The 24,274-nt window shown below is 63.4% G+C and carries 20 protein-coding genes, 2 tRNA genes and 1 pseudogene; 19 read left to right on the forward strand and 4 right to left on the reverse strand.

Annotated features, from left to right (window positions below; translation table 11 throughout):
* The first annotated feature begins 475 nt into the window (after positions 1-475).
* The 8 genes from J7E82_RS05570 (at position 476) to J7E82_RS05605 (ending at position 8,699) form a co-directional block, all read left to right on the forward strand.
* Positions 476-1,174 (forward strand): hypothetical protein, encoded by a 699-nt coding sequence (locus J7E82_RS05570; protein WP_214861309.1) that lies wholly within the window; start codon positions 476-478, stop codon positions 1,172-1,174.
* Positions 1,175-1,260: 86 nt separating this feature from the next.
* On the forward strand, positions 1,261-2,091 hold the full coding sequence (locus tag J7E82_RS05575) for a class F sortase (protein ID WP_251041503.1): 831 nt from the start codon (positions 1,261-1,263) through the stop codon (positions 2,089-2,091).
* Positions 2,092-2,350: 259 nt separating this feature from the next.
* Positions 2,351-3,415 (forward strand): 3-isopropylmalate dehydrogenase, encoded by a 1,065-nt coding sequence (locus J7E82_RS05580; protein ID WP_214861311.1) that lies wholly within the window; start codon positions 2,351-2,353, stop codon positions 3,413-3,415.
* A gap of 145 nt (positions 3,416-3,560) precedes the next feature.
* On the forward strand, positions 3,561-4,673 hold the full coding sequence (locus J7E82_RS05585) for a branched-chain amino acid aminotransferase (RefSeq protein ID WP_214861313.1): 1,113 nt from the start codon (positions 3,561-3,563) through the stop codon (positions 4,671-4,673).
* 87 nt (positions 4,674-4,760) lie between these two features.
* Positions 4,761-5,543 (forward strand): MBL fold metallo-hydrolase, encoded by a 783-nt coding sequence (locus tag J7E82_RS05590; protein WP_308113632.1) that lies wholly within the window; start codon positions 4,761-4,763, stop codon positions 5,541-5,543.
* A 41-nt stretch (positions 5,544-5,584) separates the two neighbouring features.
* Entirely contained in the window at positions 5,585-6,361 is a 777-nt protein-coding gene (locus tag J7E82_RS05595) for a fumarylacetoacetate hydrolase family protein (protein ID WP_214861315.1), read from the forward strand.
* A 70-nt stretch (positions 6,362-6,431) separates the two neighbouring features.
* Positions 6,432-7,970 (forward strand): glutamate--tRNA ligase, encoded by a 1,539-nt coding sequence (gene gltX / locus J7E82_RS05600; RefSeq protein ID WP_214861317.1) that lies wholly within the window; start codon positions 6,432-6,434, stop codon positions 7,968-7,970.
* Positions 7,971-7,982: 12 nt separating this feature from the next.
* Positions 7,983-8,699 carry an HAD family hydrolase gene (locus J7E82_RS05605; RefSeq protein WP_214861319.1) on the forward strand — a complete coding sequence of 239 codons (717 nt, stop codon included), beginning with the start codon at positions 7,983-7,985 and terminating at the stop codon, positions 8,697-8,699.
* A gap of 34 nt (positions 8,700-8,733) precedes the next feature.
* Here J7E82_RS05605 and J7E82_RS05610 read toward each other — a convergent pair whose 3' ends face one another.
* Complete coding sequence (locus tag J7E82_RS05610) at positions 8,734-10,161, reverse strand: hypothetical protein (protein ID WP_214861321.1); 1,428 nt, start codon at positions 10,159-10,161, stop codon at positions 8,734-8,736.
* A 342-nt stretch (positions 10,162-10,503) separates the two neighbouring features.
* Here J7E82_RS05610 and J7E82_RS05615 point away from each other — a divergent pair.
* From J7E82_RS05615 to J7E82_RS05630, 4 genes are all read left to right on the forward strand, one after another.
* A tRNA-Gln gene (locus tag J7E82_RS05615) sits at positions 10,504-10,575 on the forward strand.
* Between the two features lie 130 nt (positions 10,576-10,705).
* Positions 10,706-10,778 (forward strand) — tRNA-Glu (locus J7E82_RS05620).
* A gap of 203 nt (positions 10,779-10,981) precedes the next feature.
* Positions 10,982-12,805, forward strand: a complete 1,824-nt coding sequence (locus J7E82_RS05625; RefSeq protein ID WP_374223594.1) for a dynamin family protein — start codon at positions 10,982-10,984, stop codon at positions 12,803-12,805.
* On the forward strand, positions 12,802-14,421 hold the full coding sequence (locus J7E82_RS05630) for a GTPase (RefSeq protein ID WP_214861328.1): 1,620 nt from the start codon (positions 12,802-12,804) through the stop codon (positions 14,419-14,421). Before J7E82_RS05625 ends, J7E82_RS05630 begins: the two co-directional genes overlap by 4 nt.
* Before the next feature lie 56 nt (positions 14,422-14,477).
* Here the strand turns inward: J7E82_RS05630 and J7E82_RS05635 are convergent, their stop codons facing one another.
* Complete coding sequence (locus J7E82_RS05635) at positions 14,478-15,020, reverse strand: DUF1697 domain-containing protein (RefSeq protein ID WP_214861330.1); 543 nt, start codon at positions 15,018-15,020, stop codon at positions 14,478-14,480.
* 31 nt (positions 15,021-15,051) lie between these two features.
* Positions 15,052-15,771 (reverse strand): IclR family transcriptional regulator, encoded by a 720-nt coding sequence (locus tag J7E82_RS05640; RefSeq protein ID WP_024817183.1) that lies wholly within the window; start codon positions 15,769-15,771, stop codon positions 15,052-15,054.
* A gap of 110 nt (positions 15,772-15,881) precedes the next feature.
* On the opposite strand from J7E82_RS05640, the gene leuC reads away from it, so the two are divergent.
* The 6 genes and pseudogenes from leuC (at position 15,882) to J7E82_RS05670 (ending at position 22,561) form a co-directional block, all read left to right on the forward strand.
* A complete protein-coding gene (leuC, locus tag J7E82_RS05645; protein ID WP_214861332.1) occupies positions 15,882-17,330 on the forward strand; it encodes a 3-isopropylmalate dehydratase large subunit in 1,449 nt (482 codons plus the stop codon).
* A gap of 9 nt (positions 17,331-17,339) precedes the next feature.
* Entirely contained in the window at positions 17,340-17,939 is a 600-nt protein-coding gene (gene leuD / locus J7E82_RS05650; protein ID WP_214861334.1) for a 3-isopropylmalate dehydratase small subunit, read from the forward strand.
* A 169-nt stretch (positions 17,940-18,108) separates the two neighbouring features.
* On the forward strand, positions 18,109-19,434 hold the full coding sequence (gene murA / locus J7E82_RS05655) for a UDP-N-acetylglucosamine 1-carboxyvinyltransferase (protein ID WP_214861336.1): 1,326 nt from the start codon (positions 18,109-18,111) through the stop codon (positions 19,432-19,434).
* A 12-nt stretch (positions 19,435-19,446) separates the two neighbouring features.
* Positions 19,447-20,199: pseudogene (locus J7E82_RS05660) on the forward strand (lysophospholipid acyltransferase family protein); the annotation flags it as partial.
* A gap of 161 nt (positions 20,200-20,360) precedes the next feature.
* A complete protein-coding gene (locus J7E82_RS05665) occupies positions 20,361-21,413 on the forward strand; it encodes an NAD(P)H-dependent glycerol-3-phosphate dehydrogenase (protein WP_214861340.1) in 1,053 nt (350 codons plus the stop codon).
* A gap of 2 nt (positions 21,414-21,415) precedes the next feature.
* Positions 21,416-22,561, forward strand: a complete 1,146-nt coding sequence (locus J7E82_RS05670) for a D-alanine--D-alanine ligase family protein (RefSeq protein WP_214861342.1) — start codon at positions 21,416-21,418, stop codon at positions 22,559-22,561.
* Between the two features lie 18 nt (positions 22,562-22,579).
* Here the strand turns inward: J7E82_RS05670 and J7E82_RS05675 are convergent, their stop codons facing one another.
* Positions 22,580-23,011, reverse strand: a complete 432-nt coding sequence (locus J7E82_RS05675; RefSeq protein WP_251041511.1) for a DUF3515 domain-containing protein — start codon at positions 23,009-23,011, stop codon at positions 22,580-22,582.
* A gap of 237 nt (positions 23,012-23,248) precedes the next feature.
* On the opposite strand from J7E82_RS05675, the gene J7E82_RS05680 reads away from it, so the two are divergent.
* Positions 23,249-24,262, forward strand: coding sequence for a thiamine-phosphate kinase (locus J7E82_RS05680; protein ID WP_214861522.1), 1,014 nt, complete (start codon positions 23,249-23,251; stop codon positions 24,260-24,262).
* Positions 24,263-24,274 lie beyond the last annotated feature (12 nt).

A 24,274-nucleotide genomic window follows, 5' to 3' on the forward strand; every position in this document is an offset into this window, starting at 1 on the left:
ACTAAAGACTCAGCCCACTAGAGGCGAAGAAAGCTTCATTTTCCCATTATGCGGACGCCCTCACGTGGACTTGCATTCACGTGGGGGCGTCCGTTTTTTGTACCGCGTCGCCGGGCTGAATTCCCGTTCCAAGGGTCTTCCCTGAATGTGGAAAAAGATCGTGGTTTAGCTTGATCCAACAATGCGACCAATCTTGATCCAACATTTCGCGCACCTTGACCCAATATTGCCGAGCATATGGAACTAAGTAGTGGCGTCCCGGTGGGGCCCCAGTAATCGAGTACTGACTACTCGGGCGTGAAATAAAACGGCACTCTAATCTAAAAAGGCAAGCGAACTGATGACACTTTCTGGGGAGTAACTGTCACCAATCATGTCGCTGTTTGAGGTCTCAAATAGTTGTCTTTCTTTTCCTAATTTGGTTACTCCGCAAAATTGTTCGGTTTAAATCAAATTTGGATTGGAGGGACCTGACATGAAAAGAACTATTGCTGCGGTAGGGGTCGCGGGCCTCGGGATGTTTGGCGTGACGCTGGCCGCTACGGTATCGGCTAACGCTGCGCCCGGCGATGACAAAAAGATCACTATTTGCCACGCCACGAGCTCGGAAGGCAACGCCTTTGTCCCTGAGACCATCAGCGTGAGCGCCCTGAGGGCGCATACGCGGGACACGCTGGACATCGTTCCAGTAAATGACGGCGACGTTATGCCGAACGGCAGGAACCTGACGCCTGCGAACATCGCAATCCTCGAAGCAGACTGCGTGACCTCGGCTGTGCCGACGCCGACGCCGACTGTGGAGCCGTCAGTGGAGCCGTCGGTGGAACCGACAGAGGAGACGGCCGTAGTCGTCCAACCGCCCGCAGAGCAGCCGGCCGCGGTACAGCCGGCCGCGGTACAGCCACCAGCGGTACAGCCGGCTGCGGTACAGCCACCAGCGGTACAGCCACCAGCGGTACAGCCGGCCGCGCCAAAGCCGGCAGCTGTGAAGCGCGCGCCCGCTGCGGCTCCTGCTTTAGCGGCAAGCAATGTGGGCTACAACGTCCAAACCGCTGCAGGCGGAACCTCCGCCGGCATTCCCACATGGCTAACCGCCCTGACTGCTCTCTTCACCGCCGGCGCCGCGCTGGTGCTTTGGAGGGGTGGAGCACGAGCAAGGAACGCCAACGGCTAGATCGGCCACCGGCCTAATAGAAACGGCCTAATAGAAACGGCCAAGTAAAACGGCCCAGGTAAAAGTAAAAGTAGCGGGCGGGTGTCATGGAAGATCTCCACGGCACCCGCCCTTACAACCTCACGATCCACCTGGAGGGTTCCATGGCAAGTCACCGCAGGATCCGGCAGTCACCGGGGGATGTGGTCCGCGGTCTGCTCCTGAGGCGCGTGGATGTGCTCATGCTGGCGATCTGCGCACTGGGCCTGCTGACCGCCTGGCTTATCTATGGAACTACCGGTGCTTATGGAGCCGCCAGCTCCGCAGGATACAGCAGCAGTTCAGCGATAGTCGTTAATGCCGTTCCAACCGCCGGCGCGTCTGCAACCACGGGCCCAAGCATGTCGCCCACAGCGATCGAAGGCCCGAATCCAGCAGTGCCAGCCGACGCACAGGGAACACCCGAGTCTCTGGCAGCCGACCCTGAAGCCGCCTTTCCTGCAGCGTCGGCTCCGCTGCGCCTGAATTATCCGGCGGCCGCCATGGACGTGGCAGTCCACCCACTGGCGCCAACCGCTGGCAGCCAGAGCATCGAACCGCCGGCTACCAAGGAAGGTTACTGGCTAACACCCTTTGGCGTCCCCGGAGGCGGATCGACGAACACTACCTACATCATCGGGCACAGCTGGTTGGACCAGGATGCCCCCTTCAACCACCTGAGTTCGGCTGCGGCCCCAGGTCACGAGCTCACGGTAACCACTTCAACCGGCGTCATGACCTACAGGGTGGATTCGGTCACCACGTATTCAAAATCGGCGCTGAAGGACAGTCCTATTTGGGAAGTCGCGCCCAACCGCCTTGTCCTTGTCAGCTGCTATTCGCAAGACCCTTGGGGCCAGAACGTGACGGTGGTGGCCTCGCCGATTCCCGGCCGGTAACCCGACACCGTCCCGGACGCTCTCACCTTCCCGTCTTCCCGTCCGGATGCTCCCTCACCTTCCGTCCCTCCTGTCTGGATGCTCTCCCGAGTTCCGTCCCCTCCATGGAACGGGGTGAGCGAGAGTCAGGATTTCCTCGGCGGGAGGTGGGAGAGGATCACGGGTGAGGGGGCGGGTAGTGAGAGTGGATCCTGAGATTCAGTTCGGATAATGAGACAATTTTGACCAGCATGTGGATGGTTTGGCTAAGCTGAACGCCATGAGCGCACCGTACCCGTCCTCGACAATTAATCTTGCCGTTATCCCCGGTGACGGCATTGGCCCCGAGGTTATTGCCGAGGCCATCAAGGTCCTCGAGAAGGTCGTCGCCACCGAAGGCGTCACCCTCGAACAGACCCACTACAAGCTCGGTGCCCAGCACTGGCTTGAAACGGGAGAAACCCTGCCGGACGAGGTGCTCGCCGATCTGCGAACCAGGGACGCCATCCTCTTTGGAGCCGTTGGCGCCGCCCCCGGAGACACCAGGATCCCTTCCGGAATTATTGAACGGGAGATGCTGCTCAAGCTCCGGTTCAGCCTGGACCACTACGTAAACCTTCGGCCGTCCCGTCTCTATGGAAGCGTGGGCAGCCCCCTTGCCAACCCGGGGAACATCGACTTCATTGTTGTGCGGGAAGGTACCGAGGGGCCCTATGTCGGCAACGGTGGAACCCTGCGTGGTGGCACCCCCCACGAGGTGGCCACCGAAGTCTCCCTCAACACTGCCCACGGCGTGGAGCGGGTTGTGCGCGACGCCTTCCGCCGCGCCAGCGAACGTCCCCGTAAACACGTAACGCTCGTCCACAAGCACAACGTCCTGGTTTACGCCGGACACCTCTGGAAGCGAACCGTCGAGGCTGTCGCCCAGGAGTTCCCCGAAGTAACCCACGATTACCTGCACATCGACGCCGCCACGATATTCCTGGTCACGGATCCACAGCGCTTCGATGTGATTGTCACGGACAACCTCTTTGGCGACATCATTACGGATCTGGCCGCGGCAGTCACCGGCGGAATTGGGCTGGCGGCGTCCGGCAACATCAACATGGACCGTACGGCGCCCTCCATGTTCGAACCCGTCCACGGCTCAGCACCGGATATCGCCGGCCAGCAGAAGGCCGATCCCACCGCCGCCATCCTCTCGGCCGCCCTGCTCCTGGACCACCTCGGCTACACCGAAGCCGCGCGGAAGGTTGAAGCAGCCGTGGCGGCCGACGTCGAAAGCCGAACAGGTGAGACGCGCAGCACCGCCACGATTGGTGACGCGATTGCCGCCGTCCTTTAGGCCCTTTCCTCAGGCGTAAGCTTGAGCTGAATCACTTATATACTGCCGTGGTCCGGCATTGAGACAAGCCTGCATTGAGACAATGCTGTTGAATAAGCAGGCGCGACTCCCTTTCACGGACCATGCAGCCGACCGTGGAGGAACCATGACTCAGACTGCCCATGGCGTCGAATTCACCCAGCATCTTTCGGCCAACCCGAAGTCTGCTGAAGAGCGTGCAGCCATCCTGGCGAACCCGGGCTTTGGCGATCACTTCACCGACCACACGGCAATTGTCGACTACAAGGTAGACGCCGCAGGAAACGGTGGCTGGCACGATGCCCGGGTGGAGCCCTATGGCCCCATCAGCCTGGATCCCTCCGCTGCTGTTCTGCACTATGGCCAGGAAATCTTTGAAGGGCTCAAGGCGTACCGCCATGCGGACGGTTCCGTCTGGTCCTTCCGTCCTGAGGCTAATGCTGCACGACTGAACAAGTCGGCGCGACGCCTCGCCCTCCCGGAGCTGCCTGAGGAGTACTTCCTCGGGGCTATCCGCGAGCTTGTCGCCTTGGACAAAGAGTGGGTGCCCTCCGGCGACGGTGAAGCCCTCTATTTGCGCCCGTTCATGATCGCCACCGAGGCATTCCTCGGCGTACGTGCAGCCCGTGAAGTCTCGTTCCGGGTGATTGCGTCGCCAGCCGGGAATTACTTCGGCGGCGAACTGAAGCCGATCTCCATCTGGATTTCCCGTGAGTATGCAAGGGCCGGACGCGGCGGTACGGGTGCAGCCAAGTGCGGCGGCAATTACGCGGCATCCCTGATTGCGCAACAGGAGGCCGAAGCCAACGGCTGCAAGCAGGTTCTCTTCCTGGACCACTTCAATGACGATGCCGTTGAGGAACTCGGCGGAATGAACGTCTTCTTCGTGCTGAAGGACGGCTCGCTGGCCACGCCCGCGTTGACGGGCACAATTCTGGAAGGTGTCACGCGCTCCTCGATCATCCAGGTGGCCCGGGACATGGGCCGCGAAGTCAGCGAACGCAAGATCACCCTCGCCGAATGGCGTGTTGGCGTGGCCTCCGGTGACATTGCCGAGGTCTTCGCCTGCGGCACTGCCGCCGTCATCACTCCGATCGGTGTGCTGAAGGACGCTACGGAGTTCATTGGCTCGGAGGACGCAAAGGCCGGTGAGACCACCATGGCCATCCGTGAGAAGCTGCTCGGGATCCAGACCGGCACGGTTGAAGACACCCATGGCTGGCTGACCCGCCTCGCCTAAACAGCAGGAACTGAAAAGACTCGACGGCGGCCCGTCCACCTCAGTGGACGGGCCGTTGGCCTTCCCACTCGATGCAAAGATGGAACCGTGAAAGAGCACAGCACATCCGCGCTCAGGCGCAGCACCGACCTCACCCGCTTCCGTTTGGCCCCCAATCCCGGACCCATGAGCCTGGAGGGAACGAATTCATACGTCATTGCGGCAGAGGCAGCGGAGGGATGCGTCATCGTGGACCCCGGCCCCCTTGACGAGCCACATCTTCGGGAGCTCGGGCGGGCCGGCAACGTTGAACTGGTCCTGATCACTCACCGCCACCCCGACCACACCGCCGCAGCTGCCCGATTCCATGAACTGACGGGAGCGCCCGTCCGCGCCTTGGACCCGGCCCACTGCCATGGTGGCGGGCAACTGCGCGACGGCGAAGTCATCCAAGCCGCCGGCGTTGAGATCCGTGTTCTCGCCACCCCCGGCCATACCTCCGACTCTGGCTGCTTCCATCTGCCCGACGACGGAGCCCGGGGTTCCGTCCTGACGGGAGACACCATCCTGGGTCGCGGCACCACCGTGCTGGAATACCCGGATGGCACGCTCGGCGATTATCTGATTTCCCTGGACAGGCTCGAGGCTTTGGGTCCTGCCACGGTGCTCCCGGCCCACGGACCAGTGCTTCCGCAGCTGGACGTGGTCTGCCGCCAGTATCGCCAGCACCGACTTGAACGTCTGGACCAGATCCGGGCGGCGCTTCGACAGCTTGGTTCAGATGCCGGCATAGCAGCCGTCGCAGACGTGGTGTATGCCGACGTCGACCCTTCCGTCCGGCCGGCCGCCGAAAACTCCGTGGCGGCCCAGCTGCAATACCTGCGGGGATGATCCGGCGGTGAGGGCCACGGGCGGACGGTAGGCTTGGAGCCATGCGTATTGCCCGTTTCGTAGTCGATTCTGATCCCCTGTACGGCATTGTGGAAGGTGACTCCGGAAGCGAGGAAGTCACTGTCATCCACGGCGACCCCTTCTTCCATGGGGTCGAACGCACCGCAGTCAGGCACAAGCTTGAGGACGTGCGGCTGCTGGCTCCCATTATTCCCCGCAGCAAAGTGGTCGGAGTGGGCCGCAACTTCGTCGAACATGCCCACGAGCTTGGCAACGACGTTCCGCAGCAGCCACTGCTGTTCCTGAAGCCCAACACCGCCGTCGTTGGTCCCAACGATCCGATCGTGCTGCCGGAATTCTCGGAAGAAATCAGCTATGAAGCTGAACTCTGCGTGGTGATCGGGCGGATCTGCAAGGACGTTCCCGAGGAACGGGTGGACGACGTCATTTTCGGCTACACATGCGGAAATGACCTCACCGCCCGTGATGTCCAGAAGAGCGACCTTCAGTGGACCCGGGCCAAGGGATTCGACACCTCGGCTCCGCTGGGTCCCTGGATCGAGACAGAGCTGGACCCGGAGGACGTTGCCATCAAAGGCTGGCTGAACGGTGAACTGCGCCAGGACGGCAGCACGTCCCAGATGATCCGCGGCGTGCGCGAGCTGGTCTCCATTGTTTCCCAGGCCTTCACGCTCCTGCCCGGGGACGTCATCATGACCGGCACCCCGGCCGGCGTCGGGCTCGTCCGCGAGGGCGACCGGTGCGAGATCGAAATCGAGGGCATCGGCAAGCTCTCGAATCCCGTGGTGCGCCGCTAAACGGTGCCGCTAAACCGCGCCTCGGGCGTGCGTTTCCGGCCTGCTGCAAGACGGTAAAGTTGGAACCACTATGACTACCTCTGCCTCCGATTCCAGCGCTGGATTTAACAGACCAAACCCAGCCACGATCCCCGCCGTCACCGCTGAGACCCCTGTACGGGTCAGGTTTTGCCCGTCTCCCACTGGCACGCCGCACGTCGGACTGATCCGCACCGCCCTGTTCAACTGGGCCTATGCCCGGCATACCGGCGGAAAGCTCATTTTCAGGATCGAGGACACCGATTCGGCCCGTGACAGCGAGGAAAGCTACCACCAGTTGCTGGAGGCCCTGAAGTGGCTTGGCATCGACTGGGACGAGGGCGTTGAGGTTGGCGGACCGCACGAACCGTACCGGCAGTCACAGCGGGGGGAGCTCTACCAGGACGTCATCGCCAAGCTGAAGGCCGGCGGCCACGTGTACGAGTCCTACTCCACTCCGGAGGAGATCGAAGCACGCCACCGGGCAGCCGGCCGCGACCCCAAGCTCGGCTACGACGGCTTCGATCGCCACGTCACCGAGGAACAGCTGGCCCAGTACAAGGCAGAGGGCCGTGACGCCGTGCTGAGGCTTCGCATGCCTGACGAAGACATCACGTTCACTGACCTCGTTCGCGGCGAGATCACCTTCAAGGCTGGATCGGTACCGGACTTTGCCGTTGTGCGTGCGAACGGAGCCCCGCTCTACACCCTGGTCAACCCGGTTGATGATGCCCTGATGGGCATCACGCATATCCTTCGTGGTGAAGACCTCTTGAGCTCGACACCCCGGCAGATTGCGCTCTACCGCGCCCTTTACGCCATTGGCGTTGCCGAGTACATGCCTGAATTCGGGCACCTGCCCTACGTCATGGGCCAGGGCAACAAGAAGCTCTCCAAGCGCGACCCCGAGTCCAGCCTCTTCCTGCATCGCGAACGGGGCTTTATCCGCGAGGGGCTGCTCAACTACCTTTCCCTGCTGGGATGGTCCCTGAGCGCCGACGAGGACATCTTCACTGTTGAGCAGCTGGTGGCTAACTTCGATATCCACGACGTCCTCGCCAACCCCGCCCGCTTCGACCTCAAGAAGGCCGAGGCCATCAACGGCACCCATGTGCGGATGCTGGAGCCGGCCGACTTCCGCGAGCGTCTCGTCCCCTACCTCCGCGCGGCCGGGCTTGTGGGCGAAATCCTGAGCGACCGCGAGGAGGAGATCCTCGTCGAGGCTGCCCCCCTGGTCCAGGAACGGATCACGCTTCTGGGCGAGGCGCCCGAAATGCTCGCGTTCCTGTTCAAGGACGACGACAAAATCGATATCGCCGACGACGCCCGCAAGGGACTGCCCGAGAACCTCGCCGAAGTGCTCGACGCCGCCATCGCCGCACTCGAGCCGGTGGAGGACTGGAGCGCCGAGAACATCCAGACTGCCCTCAAGCAGGCACTGGTGGAGGACCTGGGCATCAAACCGCGGCTCGCTTTCGGCCCGGTTCGTACCGGAATTTCCGGACGTCGGGTCTCGCCGCCGCTCTTTGAATCCATGGTGATCCTGGGCAAGGAGTCCTCATTGAAGCGGCTTCGGGCCTTCCGCGGCTGAAACGGGCTACGAATGCAGCAAGTCCTGGCTACGGCCTTCGGCAATGTCCAGGGTGTCCTCTTCGACATCGACGACACCCTGGTGGACCTCGAGTTCGCCATGACGACGGCGCTGCGGGACGCCAGCGAGCATCTCCTGCCCGGCCTCGACACGGCGGGGTGGGAGAAGTTCGGCAGGATCTTCACGCATGAAACCACCCATTTCTACGACCGCTACCTCGCGGGAGAGCTGACTTTCAATGAGCAGCGACTGCTGCGAGGGAGGGCGGCGCTTGGCCACTTCGGCGTAGTGCTGGACGACGGCGAAGAGTCCCATGCCTGGCTCACCCACTATGCCAGGCTGCAGCCCACCTATGTCCGGGCCTTCCCGGATGTGGTGCCCCTGCTTGACGCGCTGGACGCGGCCGGAATCCCTTATGGTGCGGTCAGCAACAATGTCCACGACTACCAGCGCGCCAAGCTGGATGGTGCGGGGCTTTCGCGGATTTCCACGCTGGTGGGAACGGACACTATGGGAGTGCCGAAGCCTGACCCCGCCATCTACCTGGAAGGGGTCAGGCTGTTGGGCACCAGTCCCGAGACGACCCTTTACATCGGGGACAATCGCTTGCTTGACGCTGAAGGCGCCGTCGCCGCTGGGCTTTTGGGTGTGTGGCTCAACCGGATCGGCGAGCCGGCCCCCGGCTTCGCAGGCCATCAGATCCGGTCACTCGATCGGCTGCTGGGCTAGCCGCCGCTGCGGGCCTAGGGCCGCTGCCGTGGGCCTAGGACCGTCGAAGCCGCAGCTTCCGCAACACCGCGAACGCCCCAACGGAACCAACGCCCATGGCGCCCAAGAGCGCGGCTGCAGTTCCGGCGTCGGACGTTCCGAGCATTCCCGACGGTGAGACGGCTGCGGCGCCTGAGTGTAGTTGTTCGGTTCCCGCGGCCAGGCGGTCGTTGCCGTCTGCCAGCTTCTCCGCTCCTGCAGCGAGGCGGGTGGAACCATCCGCGAGTGCATCGTTCCCGTCGGAGAGGCGACCAGCCCCTTCCGCAAGCGCACGCGATCCGTCCAGCAGGGTGGGCGTCCCAGGGTCGGCAGCAGCAACTCCCTGAATGCCGTTGTTAAGCGAGGTGGCACCCTCGGCGAGCCGGGCTGTTCCTTCCGTGAGGTTCGCCGTCGCCTTCAGGAGTCCTGGCCTGTCGGGGTCACCGGGAACGCCATCCATTCCTACACGAATCTTCGCAGTGCCCTCCGCAAGCTGCCGGGTTCCCAGGACGACGCCGGGGGAGGCCGGGTCCTCGCTGTTAAGCTTCCCCGAGAGTACGGAGAAGCCCTCCGTCAGCCGGGCCGCTCCGGCGTCAAGCTTGACTGTCCCATCCCGTAGCGCGCTGGTACCCGACTTCAGCTGGCCCGCCCCGGCCTGGAGCTGGCCTGCGCCGGCATCCAAACGCTGCGCGCCGTCCCTTAGCGCCCTGATCTTGTCCTTAACAACGGCGAGCGGAACCAGTCCTTCCGGTCCGTCGGCGGCTTCGAACAGGTTCTGCAGGCCCTGTGCCAGTGCGGCCGAGCCTGTTCCCAGCGTGGGATCGTTGCCGGCGCCGGGGTATCCCTTGAGCTGCGCAGTGCCCGCGGCGAGACGCTCAGCCCCGGCGTCCAACTGGCCCGCACCAGTCTTGAGCTGTGTGGCTCCGTTGAACAGCCGCGTGGCGCCGTCGGCCAGGTTGTTCTCTGCGTTGGCGCCAGGGGTCGGAGTCAGCGCGGCGGAAAGCTGGAGTGCTCCAGCGGAGAGCTTGCGGGCGCCGTCATCGACTTTGTATACGCCGGGAGCGAGTTTGGCATTGACATCATTCTGGATTTTGAGGGCGCCGGCGGAGAGCCTGCCGGCGCCTTCCTGCAGTTTGTCGGCACCGGGCGCCAACTTGCCTTGGATGCCGGCCAGGAGCTTGCCCGCGCCCACGGAGACCTGTTCGGCACCAGCGTCTGCCCGGGCGGCACCGTCCGCAAGCGTGAGGGCACCGTCCTTGAGCTGTGTCGCGCCTGCAGAGGCCTGCCCCGCCCCCTCCTTGAGCTGCTCCGATCCGCCCGTGATCCGTGCGGTGACAAGTGTGTAGAAGGCCAGCAAGGCAGTGACAAGAAGGGCCAGGATGGCCAGGGCGATAGTTTGACTGCGGCTCCGCAGGCGCGGAGCAGTGGCACGACTTTGTGTCACGGAACTTCCTCTCGACGATTCCCGCGTCTCTTCCCGGAGGGATCTTGCCGCGGGCCAACCCCCATGTGATTCAGCCAACAGCAAGGAATGCGGTGGCCGGTGATTACTTCTGGATGGACAGCGAGTAGTTACTGATTAGTAACTTACCGAGAGTAAACTTAGAAGTGCCGGATTGGCAAGGAGCTTTCCTGTCAACCCACGATCCTGGTGAGTATCGAGGAGCCCTGAAGGGGATGGGTCGTGCCGATTTGTGATGCCGGAACCTGTCGGGTAAAGTAATTACTCGTGCTGAGGGGCACGGAGAGCTGGCGGGGGCCGGTTCGACCGTCCTGAAAGTGCCATTGGGATATGGTGTAATTGGCAACACTACGGTTTCTGGTACCGTCATTCTAGGTTCGAGTCCTGGTATCCCAGCTCTGAATAATCCGCGGATTTATGCAGAAAAATCGGAGGCTTTAGCTCGGTAACACCGATTTGGAGCAAAGCTGAATGTGTGAAATACTCATTGAGCTTGATTGCCGGATGGCAACAAAATAAAGTGCAAGGCCCCATCGTATAGCGGCCTAGTACGCCGCCCTCTCACGGCGGTAACGCGGGTTCGAATCCCGCTGGGGTCACAAATTCCCCGGAACCTCCCAAAGGTTCCGGGGGATTTTTTCTGTTCCGGGGGCTTTCTGTTCCCGAGGTTCTCTTTGGCAATTGTGGGGCTGAATTCCCTTGGCTTTCTTCCAGGGCCCTTTCGGCTGAACTTCCGCAGGCCATTCGGCTTGACCGGTCCTGAAACGAACCAAATCCGGATCCCAACTGGCATGATAAAAGTGTGAGTGCACAGGACGCTCCTGTTCCTTCGGAGGGGAATTCATCGGCAGCCGGTTCGCTGGAGGCGGTGAAGCTGCTCGAGGCCGTGCGGTCCAGCCTCGGACGGACCTTGCTGCCCCTGGACCTTCCGGGTTCGGAGGACGCCCGGATGCTCGTCCGGGACTCGCTGGCCCAACTGGATGATTACGTCCTTCCGCGGTACCGCAGCCTGGATGCACCGCTACTGGCCGTCGTCGGCGGTTCTACCGGTGCGGGAAAATCAACCCTCGTGAACGCACTGGTGGGGCATCCAGTGACCCGCGCTGGCGCCATCCGCCCTACCACGAGACAACCGATCCTTCTTCACCATCCAAGGGATGCCTCATGGTTTCAGGGCCAGCGCATCCTGCCCGGCCTGAGTCGAATCCAGGGGACTCTCGCAGAGCGGCCTTTCAAGCCTGAGGCCGGCAAACAGGGGGAGCCGGATGCCGTCACGTCGCTGGTCCTGCTGGGAGACCCGGCGATCCCGGAAGGAATCGCACTCCTGGACGCGCCGGACGTTGACTCGATCTCAGACGAGAACCGGAAGCTCGCGGGCCAACTTCTCGCCGCAGCAGACCTTTGGCTCTTTGTAACTACGGCCAACAGATATGCCGACGCTGTCCCCTGGCGGCTGCTGCTCGACGCCGCATCCCGCGACATCTCCGTCGCCGTGGTTCTGGACAGGGTCCCTCCACCCGCCGAGCAGGAGGTACGAGCAGACCTCCGGGACATGTTGCGCAAAGAAGGGCTGGGGGAGTCGCGGCTCTTCGTGATCCATGAGTTCGCCCTTACTGCTGATGGCATGCTTCCTGCCAAAGCAACGGTGGAAATCGGCGACTGGCTTCGGGAAATCGCCGCAGATTCTGCGGCCCGGGCGGACATCGCCCGTCGGACACTTAGGGGCGCGGTCAAAGCACTCAGCGGCAAGGTCAGAGGCATAGCACGGGCTGTCCAGGACCAGGACGACGCCGCGGAGGCGCTCACTGGCCACGCCACCGAAGCCTACGACCATGCAGCGGATCGCATCCTGGACGCCACGAAGGATGGAGCCCTCCTGCGCGGCGAGGTACTGTCGCGTTGGCAAGACTTCGTCGGAACAGGCGAGTTCTTCAGGGCACTGGAACAGAACGTCGGGCGCGTACGCGACCGGATCGGGGCGTTCTTCCGCGGCGAGCCGGCCCCTGCCGTGAAGGTGGAAACAGCCATTGAAAGCGGGCTGCAGGCTGTCATCCTGGCCGAGGCGGCCAATGCCGCCGAAGAAACAGACAGGCGATGGCGTGCCGATCCTGCAGGACGCCAGCTGCTTGGAGGGAGCGACTGGTCCGCCACACGCCCCGGATTCGATGATCGCGTCGCTGCAGAGATCCGGGACTGGCAGGAGGCCCTCATGGAGCTAATCCGTACTGAAGGCCAGGACAAACGCACCCAGGCCCGGTGGCTGTCGTTCGGAATCAACGGCCTGGGGGCGGCACTGATGATTGTGGTTTTCTCGATGACTGCCGGACTGACCGGCCTGGAGCTGGGAGTCGCGGGCGGCACCGCCGTTGTCGGACAGAAGCTGCTGGAGGCAATCTTCGGAGAAGACGCCGTGCGACGGCTCGCCAAGACTGCGCGCGACGACCTTTCCGTCCGCTGCAGGAAACTGCTTCGGGAGGAAAAGCAGCGTTTCCTGGACAGGCTGGCGGAGGCTCGGGGCGGTCCCCCCGATGCCGCGCCGGAATCGACTGGCATGACCCAGGCGCAACAATCGATCCTCCTTGAAGAGCATGCCGCAGCCCTTGGGGCATTGGCGGCAGCCGCATGAGCCGGCACGGCCTTGCCCGTCAGGCTTCGCAACTGGACATGCGCCTCGAAGCGCTCAATACGGCGAGGGAACTGGGCGACGGCGTTCTGCCCGCCCGCTCGCTCGAGGCGGCCTACGGAGTCCTCGAACGTGCGAGTTCGCGCAGGTCCCTGTCTGCCGACCACACGGTAGTGGGTTTCTTCGGTGCGACAGGCAGCGGCAAGTCATCCCTCTTTAACGCTGTGAGCGGGACCTCCCTGGCGACGGCGGCCGCCCGCCGGCCAACGACGTCCGAGCCGCTCGCCGGCATCTGGGGATCAGACGGAAGTGAACCCCTGCTGGACTGGCTGGGGGTTCGGCAGCGGCATCCGCTCGCCGCAGTTCCCGGTTTCGCGGACGAAGACACGGGCCTGATCCTCCTGGACCTGCCGGACTTCGATTCAACGCGGGCCGCAAACCGCCACACGGTGCAGCGATTCGTGGGGCTCGTTGATGTCCTTGTCTGGGTGCTCGACCCCCAAAAGTACGCGGACGCAGCCCTGCATTATGGCTTCCTGGCCCCGCTGTCGGCCCACGGCGCCGTCACGATTGTCGTCCTGAACCAGATCGATCGGCTGCCGCCTCAGGACGTGCCGCCAGTCCTGGCGTCGCTCAAGGGAATTCTGTCCCGCGATGGCCTCGGCAACGTCCAGGTCCTTCCCGCTTCAGCACTGACGGGAGCAGGCGTGGACGAGGTGCGCTCGGCGATCAGGGCAGTGGCACTGCGGAGGGAAGCGATGTCCCTGCGGCTGGCTGCCGACGTCGATACCTCGGCCCGGCAGCTGGCAGAGGCGTCAGGAGAAGGACGGGCGGCGGGTGTCACGCAATCCGCGCGGGACCTGCTCACCGAAGAGCTGTCGACGGCGGCCAACGTGCCCGTGGTGGTAGACGCCGTCGAGCGTTCCTACAAGCGTGAGTCCGTGAGGCGAACCGGCTGGCCTGTGACGCGTTGGCTTGTTCGGTTCCGGCCCGACCCGTTGCGCCGGCTGAACCTTGGCCGCACTGGCACCAATCCGCAAGTTAACAGGACATCGCTGCCTCCCGCTGGTGCTCCAGAACGGGCACGCACTGACGCCGCCGTCCGGGACTTTGCCGATGCCGCATGCGCGGGCGCCCCGGGGCCCTGGCGGGCCGTCATCCGCGCAGCAGCGCGGGATGGACGGGAGGAGTTGCCGGATGCCCTGGACCAGGCAATTGCGGGAACGGACCTGGCGAGCGCCCGAAAGTCATGGTGGTGGCCAGTCTTTAATCGTGTCCAATGGCTGGCTTTGCTGGCGGCCGTGGCAGGCCTCGGCTGGCTGGGCGTGCTGGCCGGCCTGGGATATCTGCAGCTGCCCGTTCCAGAGGCGCCACGCGTAGAGGGCTGGCCAGTTCCCACTCTCCTGCTGCTGGCAGGAATTGTCGTGGGAATTTTCCTGGCAATCACGGGCAAAATCATCGCCTCCGGTGCCGCTCGGGCTCGGGCGGGATCAGCAAGGAAACGGCTGAGGGCCGCTGTGGCAAGGGTAGGGGAGGAGCGCATCGTGGAGCCAGTTCAGCGAGAGATCGCCAGACTGGAATCGTTCAGTGCCGCACTGAGGAAAGCGCTGGGGAAGTAGCGGACCCGCTGCGTCTCAGCTGCTATTTCTCCCCGGCCCTTCCTTCTGAATGGCCGCTATTTCTGAATGGTCGCGGCGGCGTCGCGGACCTTGATCAGGGTGCGCAGATTGCGCGTGGTGGTGGATGCCTTGTAGCGCGGCTTTGCCGAGATCTTGCTGAAGGGACTGTCGATGGTTCCTCCGGCTGGAGCCAGCCAGGCCAGCGCCCCGGGAGCCAGCCGGAGCTGTTCCACACCGCCGGCCGCAGTCACCGCGGCGAAGAGTTCGTCCAGCATGGCGGGATCGGAGGAGAGGGTGACGTAGCTGTGGGTGGCCTTGTCATCGGCCGGATAGGGACACTTGTCCACCAGTTCCCCGACTTGTTGGGGCATGAGGACCACCACCCAGGCGTCATAGCCGAAAGCTTCCCGGAGACGGGCTTCTACCGCATTCTTGACAGCGGTGGCGTCCAGGTCGCTCTCCAGGACAACATTGCCGCTGGCCAGCAGCGTCTTCACGCCTGCGAACGGGAGGCTCTCAAGGGCGGATCGGAGTTCGGCCATCTTGATGTTGATGCCGCCGACATTGATTCCCCGCAGGAAAACCGCATAGCTGCTCATGCGGCCACCCTATAACGGGGATGAATCGCTGCTAGTCGTTATTCTTACGCAGTGCTTCCGTGAGCAAGCGGGCGGCGTTGCACACTACCTCGGCATGGAGCCGTCCAGGCTGGCGCGTCAGGCGTTCGATCGGCCCCGAGATAGAGACAGCCGCTATGACCCTGCCGGAAGGACCGCGGACCGGTGCGGACACCGAAGCTACCCCCGGTTCGCGTTCACCCAGGCTCTGGCCCCAACCACGACGGCGGACACCGGCCAGGACAGTCGGCGTGAAACGTGCGTTCTGCAGGCCTTCGAGCAGGCGGTCGTGATCTTCCCATGCGAGCAGGACCTGTGCCGCGGAACCGGCCTTCATGGACAGCTGGGTTCCCACGGGAATGGTGTCCCGCAGGCCGATGGGGCGTTCTGCGGAGGCAACGCATACGCGCCAGTCGCCCTGCCTGCGAAAGATCTGGGCGCTTTCGCCGGTGGCGTCCCGCAACTGGATCAGCACGGGCCCCGCCGAGGCAATCAACCTGTCCTCGCCGGCCGCCGAGGCGAGCTCCACGAGGCGGCTGCCCAGCACGAAGCGTCCTTGGATATCCCTGCTGACCAGACGGTGGTGGACCAGTGCCAGGGCGAGCCTGTGCACAGTGGGCCGGGCGAGTCCGGTTGCCGCTACGAGCTGCGCCAGGGTGGTAGGCCCGGCTTCCAGTGCATCAAGCACCTGGGCCGCTTTATCGATAACGCCGACTCCACTAGAATTGTCCATGTACTGATATTGCCGTCTCAATATCTGAGATGCAAGTTGTTTCACTAGCGTACTCCGCGGCCCTGCTGGTTCAGTGGAGGAGTAGAGCAATCCGTTGAAGGGAGCTGGCCGTGGGAAAGACACTGGCCGAGAAGGTCTGGGATGCGCACGTGGTGCGCAAGGGCGAGGGCGAAGGAGCCAACGCACAGCCCGATCTTCTTTTCATTGACCTGCACCTCGTCCACGAAGTGACTTCTCCCCAGGCTTTTGAGGGCCTCCGTCTCGCGGGGCGTCCGCTGCGCCGGCCCGACCTCACCATCGCCACCGAGGACCACAACACCCCGACGCTCGATATCGACAAGCCCATTGCAGACCTCACCAGCCGGACGCAGATCGAAACGCTGCGCGCCAACTGCAGGGAGTTCGGGGTACGCCTTCACTCCCTGGGCGACGCCGAGCAGGGCATTGTGCACGTTGTCGGGCCGCAGCTTGGCCTGACCCAGCCCGGGATGACCATTGTCTGCGGCGACTCCCACACTTCCACTCACGGTGCATTCGGTGCACTGGCGATGGGCATTGGCACTTCAGAAGTAGAGCACGTCATGGCCACCCAGACGTTGTCACTGAAGCCGTTCAAGACCATGGCCATCAATGTCGAGGGAACCCTTCGTCCGGGGGTCACCGCCAAGGACATCATCCTGGCCGTCATTGCCAAGATCGGCACTGGCGGAGGCCAGGGGTACGTGCTGGAGTATCGCGGTTCGGCCATCCGGGCATTGTCCATGGAGGCCCGCATGACTATCTGCAACATGTCCATTGAGGCAGGGGCCCGCGCCGGACTCGTGGCTCCGGACGAGACCACTTACGCCTATATGCATGGCCGCCCGCACGCCCCCGAAGGCTCCGAGTGGGATGCAGCGGTGGAGTACTGGAACACCCTGCACACGGACGAGGATGCAGTGTTCGACGCCGAGGTGGACCTGGACGCCGACACCCTGGAACCTTTCGTAACCTGGGGAACAAACCCGGGCCAGGGCGTCTCCCTGTCCCAGTCCGTGCCGTCCCCCGAAGATTTTGGCGACGAGAACGCCAAGCTGGCCGCTGAGCGTGCCCTGCAGTACATGGGACTCGAGGCGGGGACCCCCATGAAGGACATCCGTGTGGACACAGTCTTCCTCGGTTCCTGCACCAATTCCCGGATCGAGGACCTCCGCGCCGCGGCCGACATCATCCGCGGCCGGGCCAAGGACCCCAATATTCGCATGCTCGTGGTTCCCGGTTCCGCCCGGGTAAGGCTTGAGGCTGAGGCAGAGGGACTGGACAGGGTCTTCAAGGATTTCGGTGCCGAATGGCGTTTCGCCGGCTGCTCAATGTGCCTGGGCATGAACCCGGACCAGCTGGAACCTGGCGAACGCTGCGCGTCCACGTCCAACCGCAACTTCGAAGGCCGGCAGGGCAAGGGCGGGCGCACGCACCTCGTCTCACCGGTGGTGGCAGCCGCTACGGCAGTCCGCGGAACGCTCAGTTCGCCGTCGGACCTGGACTTTGTTCCCGCCGCCCTCAACACCGACGCCGCCTAGGAGGTCCCCATGGAAAAGTTCACCACCCACACCGGCATCGGCGCGCCCCTGCGGCAGAGCAACGTTGATACGGACCAGATCATCCCTGCCGTGTACCTCAAGCGCATCACCCGGACAGGCTTTGAAGACGCGCTCTTCGCAGGATGGCGCAAGGACAGCTCCTTCATCCTGAACCAGGAGCCCTTCAAGAACGCCTCTGTCCTCGTGGCAGGTCCGGATTTTGGAACAGGATCCTCCCGGGAGCACGCGGTCTGGGCCCTGAAGGACTACGGCTTCAAGGCCGTCCTGTCTTCCCGTTTTGCCGACATCTTCCGCGGCAACTCGGGAAAGCAGGGCCTGTTGGCGGCCCAAGTCGCGCAGGACGATATCGAACTGATCTGGAAGGTGCTGGAGAATGCTCCGGGCACCGAGATTAAGGTCGACCTTGTTTCCAAGACCGTTGAATGCGGGAACGTCGTAGCCCCTTTTGACATCGACGACTACACCCGCTGGCGGCTCCTGGAAGGCCTGGACGACATCGGACTGACCCTCCAGCACGAGGAAGACATCACTGCCTACGAGGCCACAAGGCCTTCCTTCAAGCCCAAGACGCTGCCGGCGCGAAGCTAGCCTCGGCAGAAAAGAACGCGGGTCACTTAAGGCCCATTCCCGACGCGGGATGGGCCCTAAGTGACCCCGCGTCGCTTAAGGTGCATTTCGGTTCGGTAGAGCCAGCTTTTATGCTTAGCTGGAGCCTTTGTAAGTGTGGGGGCCAAATCTCGTGAGGAAACCGGTATAGATGAGTAGTGTCCTGACAATCCGCGGCGGAGTCCCGCTGACCGGTCGCGTAACCGTACGCGGCGCCAAGAACCTTGTCCCCAAAGCCATGGTTGCGGCACTGCTTGGAAACGAGCCCTCCGTCCTGCGCAACGTCCCGGAAATCAAGGATGTTGAGGTTGTCAGAAGCCTGCTCGAACTCCATGGTGTGACGGTGGACAAGGATCCCGTCAGCGGTGACCTGACCATGGATCCCAAGGACGCCAAGACGGCTCCCAGCACCGCAATCGACGCCCACGCAGGGGATTCGCGTATCCCGATCCTCCTGTGCGGCCCGCTCATCCATGCCATTGGAGAAGCCTTCATCCCTGATCTCGGCGGCTGCAAGATCGGCGACCGCCCCATCGATTACCACCTGAACGTCCTGCGGCAGTTTGGGGCCGTCGTCGAGAAGCGGCCCGGTGGCATCCACATCTCCGCGCCGCGGGGGCTTCACGGTGCCAAGATATCCCTGCCCTATCCGTCCGTCGGCGCGACGGAACAGGTGCTGCTGAGTGCAACGCGGGCAGAGGGCATTACGGAACTGAGCGGCGCAGCTACTGAACCTGAGGTGATCGACCTCATTTCGGTCCTGCAGAAGATGGGCGCCATCATCAGCGTGCAGACCGATCGCACTATCAGGATCGAGGGTGTCAAGGATCTCGGCGGGTACAACCACCGTGCGCTTGCGGACCGCAATGAGGCCGCCTCATGGGCGTCTGCGGCACTCGTCACCCGTGGCGACATCTTTGTCGAGGGCGCTTCCCAGCGCGACATGATGACGTTCCTGAACACCTACCGCAAGGTCGGCGGAGGAATGGATATCGGCGACGACGGCATTCGCTTCTATCACCCGGGTGGCAAGCTGTCGCCGCTGGTGCTGGAGACTGACGTGCACCCCGGGTTCATGACGGACTGGCAGCAGCCACTGGTGGTCGCCCTCACACAGGCTGAGGGCGTGTCGATCGTGCACGAAACCGTGTATGAAAACCGTTTCGGCTTCACCGACGCCCTGGCACGCATGGGGGCAACCATCCAGGTTCACCGCGAGTGCCTGGGTAGCGTCCCTTGCCGCTTTGGCCAGCGGAACTTCCTGCATTCAGCCGTGATTTCCGGCCCCACTCCGCTGTCCGGGACCGACATCGACATCCCGGACCTTAGGGGCGGGTTCAGCCACCTGATTGCCGCACTGGCGGCCACCGGCACCTCCAAGGTCACCGGGATCGACATCATCAACCGCGGCTACGAGCGCTTCACCGAAAAGCTTGCCGGCCTGGGCGCAGATTTCGACATAACCACAGCAAAGTAACGGGGGACCCCTTTGAAGGAGACGGCCAAGAGCCGCGCCACTTTTGTGATCCTTGCCGGGATTGCACGTCCGCTGCTGAACCTCCTGATGGACAAGAAGTGGGAGGGCACCGGGAAGCTGCCCGCCGGAGGCTTCATCGCAGCCCCGAACCATTGCACCGAAATCGATCCGCTCGTCGTCGGACACATGCTGTACAACCAGAAGCGGCCGCCGCATTTCCTTGCCAAAGCCGGACTCTTCAAGGCACCGGTCCTGGGGTCGCTGCTGCACGCGACCAGACAGATTCCGGTGGAACGTTCGACGGCGGGAGCGAACCGCTCGCTGCAGGTCGCCCAGGAGGTGGTGGACGCCGGTGGGGCCATCATCATCTATCCGGAAGGCACGCTGACCCGGGACCCCGACTTGTGGCCTATGAAGGGGCACACTGGGGCGGCCCGGCTTGCGCTGCTGACTGGCGCACCCGTGGTGCCCATGGCGCATTGGGGTTCCCACGAAGTGTTTCCGCGCTACGCCAAGCGGCTGCATATCTTTCCCAGGAAGACCTCCCGCATCCTTATTGGCGATCCCGTGGACCTCAGCGAGTTCGCCGACCGGCCTCTCGACCGTGCGACCCTCCTGGCCGCAACCGACGTGATCATGGATTCGATCACCGCGTTGCTGGCAACACTCAGGGGGGAAGAACCGCCCGCCGAACGCTGGGACCCGAGCGCCCACAACCAGGCAAAACACGGCCGTTTCCACCACCGGGGCCATGGTGGAGCGCCAGCGCCGTCAGGGTCTGCCGAACCGTCGGATTCGGCTGCACCGTCAGGTCAGGCCGGGCCGTCGGGTCAGGCTGAACCGTCAGGTCAGGCCGGACCGTCGGGTCAGGCTGAACCGTCTGGCGAGGCCGCGCCGTCGGATTCTGTAATCGGGGACGGCAGTAAATGACAGCCGACGAACGTGGGTCATCGTCGCCGTCGTCAGTGGCGGTCCTCGGGGCCGGTTCCTGGGGAACCACGTTTGCGAAGGTCCTTGCGGATGCGGCCCGTGCCTCCGGCGTCGAACGAAGCATCAGGATTTGGGGCCGGCGGAGCGACGTCGTTGATGAAATCAACATCAGGCACCGCAACGACCAGTACCTCAAGGACATCGTCCTGCCGCCCAACATTACGGCGTCTACCGACGTCTCTGAGGTGCTGGACGGGGCGGAACTCGTAGTCCTGGCCGTGCCTGCCCAATCCCTGAGGCCTCAGCTAAGCGACTGGAAGCCCTACCTGGCACCCGACGCCATTGTTGTATCCCTTATGAAGGGCCTGGAGCTCGGCACCGACTCCCGTATGAGCGAAGTCATTGCCGAAGAGCTTGGCCTTCCGCCGGAACGGGTCGCAGTGGTCTCCGGTCCGAACCTGGCGATGGAAATTGCCCGGCAGGAGCCGACGGCGTCAGTGGTTGCCTGCCGGGATGAGGCTACGGCAAGCTGGATCGCGCACTGCTGCACGGCCCCGTATTTCCGCCCGTACACCAGCACTGACGTTGTCGGCGTGGAAATCGGCGGAATCGTCAAGAACGTCATTGCCTTGGCGGTGGGCATCTGCGAAGGAAAGCAGATGGGCGATAACACCAAGGCCTCGGTCATCACGCGCGGGCTTGCCGAAACGTCGCGGCTGGCTCTGGCCTTGGGCGGGGAAGCCCACACCATGGCGGGCCTTGCGGGCCTGGGTGACCTTGTGGCTACATGCTCCTCCCCGCTGTCCCGCAACCACACTGCCGGCAGGCTCCTGGGAGAGGGGCTTACCCTCGAACAGGTCACGGCCCGCATGACGCAAACCGCCGAAGGCATCAAATCCGGCCATGCCGTGCATGAACTGGCCGGCAAAGTAGGCGTTGAAATGCCCATTACGGCGGCAGTCGTTGCAGTGCTGGAAGGCAAAATGTCCGTTGATGAACTGGGACCACGACTCCTGTCCCGCGAACTGAAGTCCGAAGGCGATAACTGACTGTGACTGAATCCTTGACCTCCCAGAACACTGTCGCAGGCAGACGTCCGCGCGTCGCAATCCTTTTCGGGGGACGCTCAAGTGAACATGCAGTCAGCTGCGTCACCGCAGCCGGCGTCATGGGTGCCATAGACACCAGCAAATACGACGTCATCCCCATTGGAATTGCGAAGTCCGGCCAATGGGTGCTCGCCTCGGGGGACACCAGCAAGTGGTCCCTCAGTGCCAAGGCGCTGCCCGAAGTTTCACCGTCCGGGCAGACCGTTACCCTGGCCGAAGTGGGCGGGGAACACCAGCTGGTGGTGACGGCTCCCAACGAACTTCCACGCGAATTGGGCGCAGTGGACGTCGTCTTCCCGCTCCTGCATGGACCATGGGGAGAGGACGGAACCATTCAGGGCCTGCTGGAGCTCTCCGATACCCGTTACGTCGGCGCCGGTGTGCTGGCTTCCGCCGTCGGCATGGACAAGCACTACATGAAGGTGGTCTTCGAGTCCGCCGGCCTGAGGGTGGGACCCTACATTGCCGTCACGGACAGGCAATGGACTACCGACCCTGAGGCCGTCCGCAAGCGCGTTGACAGGCTCGGCTACCCGGTCTTCGTCAAACCTGCACGCGCCGGTTCATCCATGGGCATCTCCAAGGTCGATTCGCTTGAGGGCCTGGACGAAGCCATTGAGGAAGCGCGCCGCCATGACTTGAAGCTTGTCATAGAGGCCGGAATTACCGGGCGTGAAATTGAATGTGCGGTGCTGGAAGGCCGCGGAACCGAGCCCCCCAGGACGTCCATGCCGGGCGAAATCGTCGTGGCCTCCGGAGAGCACGAGTTCTATGACTTCAATGCAAAGTATGTAGAGGATGATGCAGCAGCCCTGAGTTGCCCTGCCGATATTCCGGATGAGGCAATAGCACGCGTTCGCGAGCTTTCGGCAATGGCTTTCGACTCCGTCGGGGCAGAGGGACTGAGCCGGGTGGATTTCTTCTACACTCCGGATGGCGAATTGATCATCAATGAAATCAACACCATGCCCGGCTTCACGCCCAAGAGCATGTATCCGCAAATGTGGGCAGCTTCGGGGTTGGGCTACGCGGAGCTGATCGACGAGCTCATTTCCCTTGCCCTCAATCGCAAAACCGGGTTGCGGTAAGGCGCTCTTGCACGGGAGCTAGCCAGTCGGCAGGTCCTGAAGTTCTTCCTGTCCAACGCAGCCCCGGCTGGCGGGGATCTTCCCCGCCGCCGCCGCCAGTTCAGCCAGCACGGTTGCGGAACTTATTTGGTCCGGATCCATCAGGATTTCGGTTGCAGGCTCCCTGCCAAAAGTAGTCAGGGTCCACACGGGATCGCCTTCCTTGATCACCCAGTCGATTCCGTTGACGCTGACGCACCGGTCCGTCGTCGGGCCTGGAACGTTGACGCCGCACCGCAGGATCACCTTCGAAGGCTCGCCCCACGCCGCCGTCGCCTGGCTGTTGGTCTTGCGCAGGGCTGCGTCCCCCAGGGCATCGGGAAGTGCCACCATCATTGGGGCGCATGCCGGATTTGCGGAGTCTTGTGCAGGTTCAACGTCGACGGCGGGGGAGCAGGCGGTAAGTGCCATGGCCGAAAAGACCAGGGGTGCGGCGACATGTCGCTTCCTGGTGTCCCGGCGGGAGTGGTTCTTTGGCATCATCCCAGCCTATCCCGGTCCTTGAAGCTCCCGTTTCCACAAGTGCTTCGGGGTCGTGAGCGGCCCGGCTGCGCCGGCAGCCTGCGTCTTGTTGTCACCGCTTCGCGATAGCGTAGAGCTGTGCCCGATGAACAACCCCTCGATGAAAAACCACTCGATGAACAACCCTTGGACGAGCCAGCACTGACCGTAGCTGCCCTGTCCGAAGCCGAACTGCTGGAGCGGATCTTTCCCCGGCTCACGGACGGCGACCACGTCCTTCTTGGCCCCGGCGACGACGCCGCTGTCGTCGCTGCGCCGGACGGGCGGGCGCTCATTTCCATCGATACCCAAACCCAGGACCAGGACTTCCGGCTGGAGTGGCGGAACGGTTACCGCACCACAGGTTTCGACGTCGGGTGGAAGGCGGTGGCCCAGAACCTGAGTGACATCAACGCCATGGGAGGCCGGGCAACATCCCTGGTAGTCAGCCTGACCATGCCTGGCAGCACTCCCGTGGACTGGGTTGAGGATTTTGCCGATGGACTGATCGCCGGCATTCACGAGCTGGGGGCCGACGGGTGCTCCGTCGCCGGAGGAGACCTCGGCCGGGGCCGTGAGATTGCCGTGACCGTTGCCGTGATCGGCACCCTTGACGGTCGTCGGCCGGTCCTGCGCTCCGGCGCAGTTGCGGGGGACACCCTTGCCCTCGCCGGATCCCTCGGACGTGCCGCGGCAGGCCTGGCGCTGTTGGAAAGCACTGTGGTGCTGGATTCCCTGTCACCGCTGCAGCGCGCACTCGTGGACACCCAATGCCGGCCCGTTCCACCCCTTCCGGCCGGACCGGAGGCGGCTCGGGCGGGAGCCACGGCCATGATGGACGTCTCAGATGGCCTGCTGCGTGACGGTGGCCGCCTTGCGAAGGCCAGTGCCGTGGTCCTCGATCTCGACCCTGTTGCCCTCAAGACCCTGGCCGACCAACTCGTCCCGGCGTCGTCCCTCGTGGACGCAGATCCCCTGGACTGGGTGCTCGGTGGCGGCGAGGACCATGGCCTCCTCGCCACATTCCCGGCGGATGTTCAGTTGCCGTCCGGCTTCACTGCGATAGGCTCAGTCCAGGCCGTTGGCGCGGGAGAGCGCAGCGGCGTCCGGATAGCGGGACAGCCCGCTGACACCGTGGGATGGGATCATTTTGCAGACTAAGATTGCCGCCAA

The sequence above is a fragment of the Arthrobacter sp. ISL-30 genome (assembly GCF_018613855.1).
Lineage (GTDB): Bacteria > Actinomycetota > Actinomycetes > Actinomycetales > Micrococcaceae > Arthrobacter.